This window comes from Hyunsoonleella rubra (assembly GCF_042684665.1).
In the GTDB taxonomy this organism is placed as follows: Bacteria; Bacteroidota; Bacteroidia; order Flavobacteriales; family Flavobacteriaceae; genus Jejuia; species Jejuia rubra.
Window position 1 is genome coordinate 1 of record NZ_JBHULY010000016.1, and the last position, 12,750, is coordinate 12,750.

The 12,750-nt window shown below is 38.2% G+C and carries 12 protein-coding genes; 6 read left to right on the top strand and 6 right to left on the bottom strand.

Going from position 1 to position 12,750, the window contains the following annotated elements; genetic code table 11:
- The first annotated feature begins 148 nt into the window (after positions 1–148).
- The 4 genes from ACFSR8_RS08250 to ACFSR8_RS08265 all read left to right on the top strand — a co-directional run bounded on the left by ACFSR8_RS08250 (position 149) and on the right by ACFSR8_RS08265 (position 3,363).
- Entirely contained in the window at positions 149–1,027 is an 879-nt protein-coding gene (locus ACFSR8_RS08250) for an alpha/beta hydrolase (RefSeq protein WP_380290916.1), read from the top strand.
- Positions 1,028–1,284: 257 nt separating this feature from the next.
- Positions 1,285–1,569: a putative quinol monooxygenase gene (locus ACFSR8_RS08255; RefSeq protein ID WP_380290918.1), complete on the top strand. Its 285-nt coding sequence runs from the start codon at positions 1,285–1,287 to the stop codon at positions 1,567–1,569.
- Positions 1,562–2,389, top strand: coding sequence for a helix-turn-helix domain-containing protein (locus tag ACFSR8_RS08260; RefSeq protein ID WP_380290920.1), 828 nt, complete (start codon positions 1,562–1,564; stop codon positions 2,387–2,389). Before ACFSR8_RS08255 ends, ACFSR8_RS08260 begins: the two co-directional genes overlap by 8 nt.
- 590 nt (positions 2,390–2,979) lie before the next feature.
- Positions 2,980–3,363, top strand: a complete 384-nt coding sequence (locus ACFSR8_RS08265) for a hypothetical protein (protein ID WP_380290922.1) — start codon at positions 2,980–2,982, stop codon at positions 3,361–3,363.
- Between the two features lie 25 nt (positions 3,364–3,388).
- Here ACFSR8_RS08265 and ACFSR8_RS08270 read toward each other — a convergent pair whose 3' ends face one another.
- The 5 genes from ACFSR8_RS08270 to nirB all read right to left on the bottom strand — a co-directional run bounded on the left by ACFSR8_RS08270 (position 3,389) and on the right by nirB (position 9,712).
- On the bottom strand, positions 3,389–3,772 hold the full coding sequence (locus ACFSR8_RS08270) for a RidA family protein (RefSeq protein ID WP_380290924.1): 384 nt from the start codon (positions 3,770–3,772) through the stop codon (positions 3,389–3,391).
- Between the two features lie 2 nt (positions 3,773–3,774).
- A complete protein-coding gene (locus ACFSR8_RS08275; protein WP_380290926.1) occupies positions 3,775–5,595 on the bottom strand; it encodes a sensor histidine kinase in 1,821 nt (606 codons plus the stop codon).
- 13 nt (positions 5,596–5,608) lie between these two features.
- A complete protein-coding gene (locus ACFSR8_RS08280; RefSeq protein ID WP_380290928.1) occupies positions 5,609–6,193 on the bottom strand; it encodes a DUF4202 domain-containing protein in 585 nt (194 codons plus the stop codon).
- Positions 6,194–6,475: 282 nt separating this feature from the next.
- Positions 6,476–6,853: a nitrite reductase small subunit NirD gene (gene nirD / locus ACFSR8_RS08285; RefSeq protein ID WP_380290930.1), complete on the bottom strand. Its 378-nt coding sequence runs from the start codon at positions 6,851–6,853 to the stop codon at positions 6,476–6,478.
- A 342-nt stretch (positions 6,854–7,195) separates the two neighbouring features.
- Entirely contained in the window at positions 7,196–9,712 is a 2,517-nt protein-coding gene (gene nirB, locus ACFSR8_RS08290) for a nitrite reductase large subunit NirB (protein ID WP_380290932.1), read from the bottom strand.
- 235 nt (positions 9,713–9,947) lie between these two features.
- Here nirB and ACFSR8_RS08295 point away from each other — a divergent pair, with 235 nt between their 5' ends.
- Together ACFSR8_RS08295 and ACFSR8_RS08300 are read left to right on the top strand one after the other, a co-directional pair.
- Entirely contained in the window at positions 9,948–10,181 is a 234-nt protein-coding gene (locus tag ACFSR8_RS08295; RefSeq protein WP_380290934.1) for an addiction module protein, read from the top strand.
- Positions 10,171–10,452, top strand: coding sequence for a type II toxin-antitoxin system RelE/ParE family toxin (locus ACFSR8_RS08300; RefSeq protein ID WP_380290936.1), 282 nt, complete (start codon positions 10,171–10,173; stop codon positions 10,450–10,452). The genes ACFSR8_RS08295 and ACFSR8_RS08300 overlap by 11 nt, the downstream gene beginning before the upstream one ends.
- Before the next feature lie 3 nt (positions 10,453–10,455).
- On the opposite strand, the gene ACFSR8_RS08305 is transcribed toward ACFSR8_RS08300, so the two are convergent.
- Entirely contained in the window at positions 10,456–12,750 is a 2,295-nt protein-coding gene (locus ACFSR8_RS08305) for an FdhF/YdeP family oxidoreductase (protein WP_380290938.1), read from the bottom strand.

Here is a 12,750-nt window from a genome sequence, read left to right on the forward strand (position 1 = left end):
TGTTCTTTATCAAAGAACGAATTCTTATATTGTATCCTTGAACAGCGCAGGACACACAACGAAAGCACAACAAGGTATATGAAATCATAGCCGCCTATCGGCAGGCTACGCTTCATATACTAAACGCTGTACATTATTAAATCTCGATATGAATCAAAAATACCTTTTGATAGTTTTCACCCTTTTTATAAATATCTCAATTTTTGGACAAAATGGAGAAGTTCTTGAAAATCAAATTCTTCAAAGTAAAGTTTTAAATAAAGAAGTTAAATACAATATATACTTACCTCCCAACTATGACACTATAAAAGCATATCCTACAATTTATTTCTTGCATGGATTTGGTGGAAATAATAATAGTCCTCGTACCAAAGCTATCATCAAACAAATTGATTCTTTAATTATAAATGGTAGTTTTCCAGAAACAATTATTATTTGCCCAAATGCAGGAAAATCTTGGTATATCGATGACTATGCAGGTAAAGAGAAATACGCAACAATGTTTATTTCCGAGTTTATGCCGGAATTGAAAAAGCGATACGCCTTGACAAAATCTTCACAAAAAACCGTTGTTATGGGGACGTCAATGGGAGGTTTTGGAGCATTACGATTTACCATGTTAAATCCTGAAGAGTTTGGAATTTGCGTAAGTTTCATGGGAGCAATAAGCACCAAAAAGCAAATGGTAGAAGACTTAGAAAAATATTATCAACGCTTTCATGCGCATTTATACGGAGAAAACTTAAGTCCAAAAGAAAGAACGAATGAAGTTTATGTCAATAATAACGCTCTGTATATTGCCGAAAAGGTAGATGTAGAAATTCTTAAAAGTAAAAAGTGGTATATCCAAACCTGTGATGACGATTTCCATTCGCTTCCGAATGCCGCATTGCATATATTATTTCATCAAAAGAATATTGAACATGAATTTAGAGTTACAAACGGAAAACACAACAAAACATGCGTTGATAGTTCAATTCCAGATGCATTAGAGTTCATAAAAAACAATTTAACAGAAGAAAAATAGTGGGTTTAAAAAAAACGAATACTCACCGGTGGCTTTAAGTAATTGCTGGTTCTTGCCTGCTTCTAAAAATATTCTTGGATTTCCGATTTAGTATTGATTTACCCGCTTGCTGAGCCGAGTACCAACTCACGAAACCTCCCCTATACTCACCGTTAACATCAAGCTGATAAAAACTGAACACCTAATTTGTTAAAGTCGTTTTTTTACAATTCTGGTAGATTCTTCTTTTTCATTTTTGCCGTATAAAACATATCGAAATGAAAATAGTAGTAGTAATTCAAGTAAGTATAAAAAAAGTGGAAACTGAAAATTTTTCGAAATTAGCAAAATCTATGGCTGATGAAAGTTTTTCTGAAAAAGGATGTTTAACTTATAAAATATCTAAAAGTTTGCTTGAGGAAAATGAATTCCTTTTCTATGAAAAATACGAAAACGCAGAAGCTCTAGAAAAACATAATTCCTCAGTACATTTTAAAAAATTTATAAATTCCATAACACCGATGTTAACCCAGGAACCCATTATAGAGAAATTTGATGCTTAAAAATAAGTCTTATAAGCCAACGCCCTTTCTGTCAAAGTACGTAGACAGGTTCTATACTTTTGAAAAACAAAGTTCTGCTTATTTTGAACTTCCTGCTGTTTTACCGGGAACAGGACTAGAACTCTTATTTCATCTGGATAAACCGCTTTCTATAAATAATGATAGACTTCCAAGGGCACATACTGTTTGTCCTAGGAAAATGTTCAAATTTGACAAAGATAAAAGCGTATCATTCTTGTCTGTGCGTTTTAAAAGTGGTGCTTTTAGACACTTCTGTTCAGTCCCGTTTTCCGAACTTAATGACACATATTATTCTGTTCAGAATTTATGGCAAGAAAAAGGCAGGGAATTATTAAATAAGCTTGATAAAAACCCAAATATTGAGCTTAAAATTAAGGAGGTTGATTTGTTTTTAAGAAGTACGTTTAAAGAACATCACGAAGAAGACAATGATAAATGGGATTCTATAATTGAAGAATTATATTATAATTTTAAGAGTAATACGATCCAAAAAATTTCCAAGAGTTCTTGTTTAAGTCTTCGACAGTTTGAAAGAGGATTTAAAAAACAATTTGGGATAACGGCCAAAGAATTTCAAAAAATAACTCGATTTCAAGAAGTAATTAAAAGTTTACTTCTCAACAAAAATCCAGACTATTTAGATACTGTTCTGGAAAATGGATATTTTGACCAAAGTCATTTCATAAGGGAATTTAAATCTTTGACTCAACAGACACCCCTGGAATACCTTACGAGTAACAATTTCACAAGTCATTTTTACCATAAATCAATTAATGCAAGTTACCAACAACGCACATAATTCATTGCTATTGCTTGCCTAATTGCACAAAATTCCTCAGGAATTTTCTATTTGTATTTGCTGACATGATTGCTGAAACAGGCAACTAGGCATAGTCTAACCGTTAGCATGAATTAATAAAGACTACATGATTTTTAATACTTTTTATCTCATATTCTTGGCGGTCCAATTGTAATTCGGGTAGTTTATAACTTCATTATATTTAGAATTATAGACTACAGAAATATTTTTATTTGAATTGCATTCGTTATTTACCTCAAAGTTGGTTGATTTGGCGGATTATCATAACGGGATATTGGCGTTCCCGCTATTGCCGACAACCATTTACTGAGCAAAATAAGCTTTAATGCTACCTTTAAAAACGGAAGCAGAAAGCATATGGGGAAACTACATTTTTTGAAGTAAACGATGGTAAAATTGTAAACGACTAGTTTTTTTATACCATAAGGCACAAAAAAATTGACTTTTAAAGACTTTAGTTCCATAAAATTAAGTCTTTTTTATGCTTTTCTAAAGCAGAAAAACATTATTTCTGATTTTGAATATTAAAAATCCTTATCTTTATAATAGCCAACCAAAACCATAATATCATGAGAAAACTGTTCATCATACTGTTTTACTCATTCTCCCTAACTACTTTTGGTCAAGAGGCACAGTGCTCCAACTTTAAAACTGGAAGTTTTAAGTATACGAGCCCTTTGTACGCAGATTGGAGTATCTCAAGAACTGATTCTACGCAAATCGAAACTAACAGCAGAACTGGATTGGTGATTCACAGTCGGGTCCGATGGCTTTCGGATTGCTCCTTTACGCTAACATGCCTCAAAGTATCACAAAAGCATTTACAGCATGCGGTTGGTAAAATATTTCAGATAAACATTACCGAAACTTCAGAACGCGCCTATACCTGTATCTCAAAACGCAATGAAGTTCAAAAGGAGGATCTGGAGTTGCAGGTTTTAAAAGTGGATTAAGCCTTTTTGTTTAATAACCTCTTTTCTATTTACCTTTTAGAGCCGTTACCTGAATCTCAATTTTCATCTTTTCATCTGCAAGTACCGCTGAAAACATGGTGGCCGCAGGTTTAATATCTCCAAAGTATTTTCTTAATATAGGCCAACACCTTTTAAATTTACTGGCATCTGGCAAAATATAGGTAACTCGAACAACATCGGATAGGCTTGCATTAGCTTTCTCCAATGTATTTTCAATGTTTATTAAGCATTGCTCGGTTTGTACTACAATATCATCACTAATCGTCATAGTATCGTAATCGTAACCTGTGGTTCCTGAAACGAATATCCAATCGCCTTGAACCACTGCTCTTGAATAACCAATTTCCTCTTCAAAGGATGAGCCTGTACTGATAAGTTCTCTCTTCATTGTTAATTATTATTTAAAGGAATATTCAAAGTCACCCGCGTACCCTTGCCCTCTTCCGAAGTCAAAAACATACGGCCGTCGATATACTTTATGCGCTCTTTCATAAAAGTCATCCCCATGCCTCCATCACCTGTTTTTACACGCTTTATTTTACTGGGGTCGAAACCTTTACCGTTATCGTCAATCACAATACTTAGCATTTTCTTGCTATGTGAAAGCGACACTAAAATATGCGTGGACTCTGCATACTTAATAGCATTATTGATAGCCTCCTGCGTGATGCGGTAAATATTGATTTCAGCCAATGAATCCATCCGTTGGTTAAAATCCGATTTATTGAATAGCACTATTTCCTTGCCTGTTAATCGTGCCAATTCTTGCGTCAATTTGGTCAGGGCAGGCACAATTCCATGGTCGGCAAGTTCAGGAGGGGTTAAATTGAACGTTGCCGTTCGTACCCCTTTAATAATGTTTGATGTGAGTTCTTTTAAGTGCTCTACTTTGGCCGAAGCCTTTTTGACATCTTTGGTATCTATACTTTCTAAATTGAACTTTAAACCAGTAAGCATCTGTCCGATACCATCGTGTACATCCTTGGCAATGCGGTTCTGCTCTTTTTCTTGATTCTCGATAATTTTGCTGGAAATGATTTTCTGCTGGCTCATTTTTTCCTCAAAGCTCCTGGTGGTCAACCTATCAATTTCCAACTGTGCTACCTTGCGTTCCGTAATTTCTGAAGCAATAATCAATAGCTCTGATTTTTCTTCATAGGGGCTAAAGGGAATTACAGCCATCTCTAGCCAAATATCAGTACCATCTTTGGAAGTGGCCTTTACCTCCCCTTGCCAGCCCTTCTTTTTATGATTGGTTATGATAGTTTCAATGGTTTCCTGTTCGCCTTCTATGGAAGACAACAAATTCCAAAACAGCACATTATCATTGAATTTTGAAAATTGAAATAATTTGGAAAACTTGCTTCCCATATGAACCAATTTGCCATTGGGCAAAATCCTTGCAAAAAGCAGGGTGCTATCCATGGCTCTTGTCAGGGCACTAAGCTCCTGGATATAGCTTTCTTTAGCTTTGCTCAATTCACCGGCATCCCGCGCCATTTTTTTTGCCTGCCGTTCAGCACTCAGCAATTCTGCCAAAGTCACTCTCACAGATTTGGCTGCCGGCCAAAATATATAAATAAACTCTCCCAAAAGTATCAGCAGCGTCAGGGCCATAAGCCACAATTCCAATTGTCCGAGCCATTCTACTTTTTCTTCTGCTTCAGCATCATATTGGTTTACAATAGCGTCCATTTGTGTCAAAAAATCACCTTCGTAGGCCTGAACTGTTTCAATATCCTTAGAATAAGTACTTAAGGGGAGTGACGGAATGTTCTCAATTTTGGAAATAATCGATTTTGAGGCCTCGGCAATAGTATCAAAAATGGGATTTAATTTTGAAAACTTAAGTACAATTTCCTTACTGTTTTTCTTGGGCAAACCTAGACTGTCGCTCCCATTTTGAAGCGAATGATGCGAAAACTCCCAAAGCGATAAGGTTTGTTTTAAATCGTTTTTGATAAATACCTTTTCCTCCTGGCTTGAAGTTGCAGAAAGCGACACAACATCCTTTGCCAGTTTCTGGCTCAACATACGCTGTCGTCCCGCAATATTAATCACGGTAGAATCGCTTTCCTGACCTCGCAAATGATTACGAATCAAAATCTGGCTAAGAATTACCGAAAGTGCAATGGTGCTAAACCCAATAATGTATAAACGGCGTAGTTTATCAAAAGTCCTTTGATCTAATGAATTACCGTTTGATACCATCGTACTGAAGTTTTTAAGCTATAGCCTGCTTTACAAGCGCTAAACCTTTTTCTGAAAAGGGCAACTTAAGTGCTGCTTCATGTCCTTTATTTGACATCTTTTTCCATGTTTTTTGAAGAATATCTATAATCTTTTCATCAGGGTGTTTTTCAGCAAATTCCTCAAAATAATAATCCAAAAACACTAAACAGATCGTATCTTCCAAGGTTTGGGATTCTTCGTTTTTCTTAATCAATTTTTTTGAAATAATGGCTTTCACTCTATCCGTAAACTGATCGTCGTAACCCACTTGTTTTAAAATATCGCCAGTTAAATCAGCATGCATTCTTTTCAGGGTTTCGCGCCATTTTAGGTATCCCACACGATCCATTGGGTATTCATCCCTTGGTATTTTCCAACGGCAAATATGTTGGGCTCTTGCCGCGATTTGAAGTGCTTTTGAAGCATTGGGCTCAAACTGCAACAACTTTCGCGTCATACGTTGCGCATACAGCAATTCCTTTGGGTATTCCATCCCCGCAACCTGATAGGTATTAATATCTTCGGAGTTGGCTTTATCAATTAATGCAATTGCGGTTTCAAATCTGGTTGGCTTCATATGGTTTTCAGAGATTACGTTCTTTAAGAGCCAAGATACAGAATTACTCTTTTTACTTTGATAATATATGCGAGAATTTTACCTGTCTAGCAAAAGTTTGTACCTCATCATATTAAAGGCCTCAATCACCAAAGCCTTTGCGGCAACTTATAGAACATTTACAATTGTCTAAGTAAATTTTAATAACCTTTTAAGTTCCAGTTCTTAAATTACCGCATGCTTTGGCTTTACCATTAACTATAGCCATCATATGCATCTATCCATGAACTAATCCAATAGCTTTCATTCCTGAAACCCTACATAAACAAAACCTTCCTCTATCTTTACGGGGTAGGTAGCAATAGCATCCAAATCCCCATTGAGATTTTCCCCGTTTTCCAGCGAAAACGTCTTTTTGTGCAATGGACAGGCCACCTTTGGTATGCCTTTATCATCCCCTATCATTCCCCGGCTTAATACCATTTCCATTTTGTGCGGACACAAGTTTTGGCAAGCATACCACTTATTGAGCCGTTCAAAATTAAACACAGCAATTTGCTTGTTTTTATATTTAACGCAGGCACCGCCATCCTTGGGAAAATCCGCAACTTTTGCCGCTTTAAACCAAACCTTCACATCTTCCAGTTTAGTACCACTGTATTTATCCAGAATTTCAATCATTTTTGATGTATTATAAAAAACCGAAACAAGTTCAGTTCAATTTATTAGTTTTCAATAATTTGGGCGTTACCCACACCCTTCGAGTTCCTCAGGGCAAGTGGGTCGGGCTTTCCGCTATATCTTTCTACGAAGCAGTCCCGAACTTGTTTCGGGATCACAACCTCCAAATACCAATCCCTTTTAGCCGAAAATTTTGTCATCAATGGCTTCGCTAAAAAGGATGCCGCTTCAATCCCTAACGCGGGTCTATCCGCTAACTTATATCCAAAACCAACATCGCAATATCTGTGCTTTAGATCGTTGGCTTCAAATCGAAATTCGTTACTCGTAACTCATAACTCGCTACACCCAAGGCTCAGGCATTTTTTGGTCCCGCATAGGCACAAAAACAATGTTATCATCTTCTTCCTCACTATTCACGAAGTGATTAAAACGCTTCATCATTTCGGGGTCGTTCACCGCTTGGGTCCATTCGCATTCAAACCTGTTCACCAAAGTCTGCATCTCTTTTTCCAAATCTTCAGCAATACCTAATTTATCGTCAATAATCACTTCTTTTAGATACTCCAATCCACCTTCCAGTTTTTCTTGCCATGCTGCAGTACGCTGTAAAGGCTTAGCTGTCCTCATGTAGAACATTAGATACCTATCCAAATATTTGATTACCGTTTCATTGTCAATTTGCTCGGCAAATAGCTCAGCATGACGGGGGTTTGCACCACCGTTACCACCAACATATAAATTCCATCCACCTTCCACAGCAATTAGACCAAAATCTTTACCGCGAGCTTCTGCGCATTCACGAATACATCCAGATACACCTCCTTTGATTTTATGGGGCGCACGAATACCACGGTAACGATTTTCCAATTCGATACCAAAGCTTACGCTTTCATCCATGCCGTAACGGCACCATGTGGAACCTACACAGGTTTTTACGGTTCTTAAAGATTTGCCATAGGCATGCCCGCTTTCAAAACCATGGCTTATCAACTCTTTCCAAATTAGTGGAAGCTGGTTTAGCGTGGCACCAAATAAATCAATACGGACACCACCGGTAATCTTCGTATAGAGATCGTATTTCTTCGCAATTTCACCAAGAGCAATTAATTTATCTGGAGTAATTTCCCCTCCGGGAACACGAGGCACTACTGAATAGGTTCCATTGCGTTGAATATTGGCCAAAAACCTGTCGTTAGAATCTTGAATGGCATATTCTTTATTCGCAGTATCCGCATGAATCGTTGCCATCAATGATGCAACTACGGGCTTACATATTTCACAGCCGTGTCCTCCATTACCGTGATTGTCCAACACTTCATTAAATTTGGTATAACCTTTTACTTGAATGATTTTATACAAATCTTGTCTATTAAAATCGAAGTGTTCACAAATTGAATCCTTAACTTCAATTCCTAAAGACTTTAGTGTAGCATTGGTCAAATCTGCCACCATTGGCTTACAACCACCGCAACCTGTACCTGCTTTTGTACAGCTTACAACGTCTCCCACATCAGTGGCCTCCCCACTTTCAATCACGCCACAAATTTGCCCTTTGGTCACGCTTTCGCAAGAACACACTTGTGCTTCATCCGGTAGGTCCATAACATCCCCAAGTATTGCACCACCCTCGCTGGCCGGCAATATCAACTGAGAAGGATCTTCTGGAATGGCCATCCCGTTTAAATAGATTTGATGCAACATACTATAGTCATTGGCATCTCCCACCAAGATACCTCCCAATAGTTTTTTACCGTCAAGACTTACATTAATCCTTTTATACAGATGTTGCGTTTTATTTTCAAAAATTATGGAATGTCCTTTTGAAGCAGGCATAAAGGGCTCCCCAAAACTAGCTACGTCCACACCAATCAATTTCAATTTTGTAGACATATCGATATCCTGAGGCATCATTGCATCGGTTTTACCTAAAATCTGCTCTACAGCAATAGCCGCCATGTCATAACCTGGGGCCACCAAACCGTAAATCATTTGGTTGTACAAGGCAATCTCACCGATGGCATAAATGCTATCATCCGAAGTTTTCATGGTATTGTCCACCACTACTCCACCGCGGACGCCGACCTCCAAACCGCAGGCTCTCGCTAATTCATCCCTTGGTCTAATTCCCGCAGAAACTACGAGCATATCTACATCCAGCATATCATCCTCGCCAAACTCCATACCTGTAATTGAACCATTTCCTAAAATTTGATTGGTCGCCTTGCTCAAATGTATATTAAGCCCCATGGACTCTAGTTTCAGTTTTAAAACCTGGCTACTTCTAGAATCCAACTGTCTTGGCATCAATTTAGGTGCGAACTCCACAATATGTGGTTCCAAGCCCATATCCATAACGGCTTTACCGGCTTCCAAACCTAACAATCCCCCACCCAGAACAGCTGCCCTGGCATTAGGTTTTTCCGCCTTAAGTTTAGCTGCATACTGCAGCATACCTTCTAAATCCTCTATGGTTCTGTAAACAAATACGCCTTCCTTTTCTACGCCCTTGATTGGTGGCACGAACGGAGAAGATCCCGTTGCCAATACCAAATAGTCATAGGAAAACTCCCGATCCTTTGCCGTTGTAATTGTTTTTGAAGTTCGGTTGATATCCGCAACACGCTCATCTACAACCAAGTCAATATCATGCTCTGCATACCATTCGGCAGGTGCCATTTCCAAAGCCTTGGCATCTTGATTTTCGAAAAATTCACTTAAATGCACTCGATCATAAGCTGGTCTGGGTTCCTCTCCAAACACAGTGATTTTATAATCTCCACTTTCGGCTTTCTCTACAAATTTCTCGCAAAACTTATAGCCAACCATACCATTTCCAACAACAATAATGCGCTTCATAATTACGTATTTGTATACAAAACTAAGTATTTATACGTATTTTTAAACATCACAATGCCTAAAATTTACGTAGAAAACACATTATTGTCAATTTCTCAAATTGGGATATGAATAATTGTTTAATGAGAAAATTAACGGATTGCTTTTTATTGAAATCTTAAAAACAAATACTACTTCGTTTTTACCAAAAACACCTATTAAATCCTAATTTCGCTATATTTGTTACACGATGGGTATGAAATCCAAAAAATACAAGATAATAGAGAAACTGATGAAAGTGTCGGACGAAGATACCTTATACAGAATTGAAGAAATTCTTGAATCGGAGGCATCCAATGATAATTTTGTTTTATCCCAAAACGAAAAAGATATTTTAGATAAACGTATGGATTCCCATAAATCTGCGCCTAAATCAGGGAAAAGTTGGGAGGATATCAAAATAGGTTTGTCTGATAAATATGCCTCATAAACTTATTATAAAACCTGAAGCCGAAATTGAATTAATAGAAGCTTTGGAATGGTACGAAAAGAAACAAACTGGATTGGGGCGTAAGCTTTATTTAGAGTTTGATACCATTTTTGAAGATATTGCTACACGACCTGAACATTTCCAAAAAAGATACCGAGACATAAGGGTTAGATTCACCCGAACATTTAATTTTGGCATTCACTACACCTTTGAAAACGACACCATGTTTGTTCATGCTATTTGGCACACAAGTAGAAAGCCTCTCAAATAATCTCTAGACCTTTTCAACCGTTACCCTCACACTTTTTGATGCGGGCGTTTTTGCAGTATGCGCGAAACTATCCAATGGCACCAATACGTTAGTTTCAGGGAAATACGTGGCACAACAATTTTTTGGAATGTCATAGCCAACTACTTTAAAATTATTGGCCTCTCGAATTACGCCATTATATTCGGATTTAAGGTTGACCACATCGTATTCTTTCAAACTACGTAGTTTCATATCCTCACGGTTCATAAAGATGACGCGTCGTTCATTAAAAACACCGCGATAGCGATCGTCCATTCCGTAAATGGTGGTATTAAACTGATCATGACTACGGATGGTCATCATGATTAATTCGGCCTCCTTCAATTTCCAATTCGGGAGTTTGTTAATTGTGAAATTTGCCTTTCCCGTTTTTGTTTTAAACTTGCGGATCCGAGCGCCATTCGGCAAATAAAACCCTGAGGGTTGTTGCAGTTTGGTATTATAGTTTTCAAAACCGTTAACCACCTCGGCAATATCATCACGAACCAAATTATAATCATCTTTATAAGCCAACCAATTTATTTTTGATTGCGCTTTTAAAGTGGCATTGGCGATTTCACAAACCACAGCTACCTCACTCATTAAAGCATCGGAACAGGGTTCTAAAACACCTGTTGTGGAGGACACCACTCCCATAGAATTCTCAACACTTTGGGTTTGCACTCCTGTTTTCTGAAAGTCTTTTTCAGCTCTACCCAAACAGGGCAAAATCAATGCTTCTTTTCCCGTGACCAAATGAGACCGGTTGAGTTTTGTACTTACGTGGACGGTTAAATTGCAGTTGGCCAAAGCCTGTGCAGAATAGGCGGTATCAGGAACCGCCGAAATAAAATTGCCTCCTAAACCAAAAAACACTTTTGCCTTCTTTTCATACATCGCTTTTATGGCATCGATAACGCTGTAACCGTGTTTAGTGGAAGGTTTAAAACCATATTTTGCCTCTATTTTATCCAAAAAAGCCTGTGGTGCGGACTCCCAAATACCAACCGTCCTATCACCTTGCACATTGGAATGGCCTCGCACTGGGCAGGTCCCAGCACCTTCTTTTCCGATACTTCCTTTTAAAAGCAACAAATTGACCAACTCTCGGATATTATCCACGGCATTCTCGTGTTGGGTCAACCCCATAGCCCAACAAATAATGATCTTTTTTTTGTTGAAAACCAGTTCAAACACTTTCTCAAAAATTTCTTTTGAAACTCCCGATACTTCCAAACAGTCTTGAAAATCAAAGGTTTTTAAATCTGCAATAAAATCATCATATCCGTTAGTATATTCTTTAATAAATGTTTTATCAAAAACACCTCCCTTTTCTTCTTCCCTCTCCAGTAATTTCAATAATAAAGCTTTAAAAAAGGCAACATCCCCATTGATGGTTATCGGCACAAACACATCCGATAATTTTGTACCACCAGTAAGCATTTTTACTGGGTTTTGAGGATCCGTAAACTTCATTAACCCAGCCTCGGGCAAAGGATTTATAGCCACAATCTTACCGCCGTTTTTCTTTGTTTTTTCCAGTGCAGAAAGCATCCTGGGGTGGTTGGTAGCTGGATTTTGCCCAATGACCATTACCAGTTCAGCTTTGTACAAATCCTCTAAAGTCACAGAGCCCTTACCGATCCCTAAAGTTTCGGACAAGGCACTTCCACTGGCTTCATGGCACATATTGGAGCAATCCGGTAAATTTGAGGTCCCGAATTCCCTAACAAATAGTTGGTATAAAAAAGCGGCCTCATTAGTGGTTCTGCCAGATGTGTAGAACACCGCTTCATCAGGGTGCGATAGGCTATTTAAATGATTCCCAACTTTAGCAAATGCACCTTCCCACGAAATGGGTTGATAGTGCGTTGCGCCCTTTGGCAAATACATGGGTTCTGCCAAGCGTCCGGATTTGCCGATTTCAAAATCAGACCATTCGGATAATTCGTCCACCGAGTTCTCTGCAAAAAATTCCCTGCCAATTACTGTTTTTTGCATTTCCTCCGCCATGGCTTTCAACCCATTTTCACAATACTCGCCGAGAGCCGAGCGGTCATCGTCTGGGTCAGGCCAAGCGCATCCGGGGCAATCAAAACCGCCTTTTTGGTTAATATTCTGTGTGATTTTTAGAATATTGCCGGGCTTGATGTACTTTACCGCATGGGATGTTGCCGCCTTTAAACCCCTAAACCCCGCAGTATTGGATGGCGGGGTTTTTACTTTTAAATTTTGAAATGCTTCAGGTGTTAAGGCTTTATCGATGGATGATTTGCTCAT

What these genes read in the sequence shown, in the direction of transcription:
- ACFSR8_RS08250 (WP_380290916.1), top strand. Translation starts at nt 149, where the DNA reads ATGAATCAAAAATACCTTTTGATAGTTTTCACCCTTTTTATAAATATC.
- ACFSR8_RS08255 (WP_380290918.1), top strand. Translation starts at nt 1,285, where the DNA reads ATGAAAATAGTAGTAGTAATTCAAGTAAGTATAAAAAAAGTGGAAACT.
- ACFSR8_RS08260 (WP_380290920.1), top strand. Translation starts at nt 1,562, where the DNA reads ATGCTTAAAAATAAGTCTTATAAGCCAACGCCCTTTCTGTCAAAGTAC.
- ACFSR8_RS08265 (WP_380290922.1), top strand. Translation starts at nt 2,980, where the DNA reads ATGAGAAAACTGTTCATCATACTGTTTTACTCATTCTCCCTAACTACT.
- ACFSR8_RS08270 (WP_380290924.1), bottom strand. Translation starts at nt 3,772, where the DNA reads ATGAAGAGAGAACTTATCAGTACAGGCTCATCCTTTGAAGAGGAAATT.
- ACFSR8_RS08275 (WP_380290926.1), bottom strand. Translation starts at nt 5,595, where the DNA reads ATGGTATCAAACGGTAATTCATTAGATCAAAGGACTTTTGATAAACTA.
- ACFSR8_RS08280 (WP_380290928.1), bottom strand. Translation starts at nt 6,193, where the DNA reads ATGAAGCCAACCAGATTTGAAACCGCAATTGCATTAATTGATAAAGCC.
- nirD (WP_380290930.1), bottom strand. Translation starts at nt 6,853, where the DNA reads ATGATTGAAATTCTGGATAAATACAGTGGTACTAAACTGGAAGATGTG.
- nirB (WP_380290932.1), bottom strand. Translation starts at nt 9,712, where the DNA reads ATGAAGCGCATTATTGTTGTTGGAAATGGTATGGTTGGCTATAAGTTT.
- ACFSR8_RS08295 (WP_380290934.1), top strand. Translation starts at nt 9,948, where the DNA reads ATGAAATCCAAAAAATACAAGATAATAGAGAAACTGATGAAAGTGTCG.
- ACFSR8_RS08300 (WP_380290936.1), top strand. Translation starts at nt 10,171, where the DNA reads ATGCCTCATAAACTTATTATAAAACCTGAAGCCGAAATTGAATTAATA.
- ACFSR8_RS08305 (WP_380290938.1), bottom strand. Translation starts at nt 12,750, where the DNA reads ATGAGCAAATCATCCATCGATAAAGCCTTAACACCTGAAGCATTTCAA.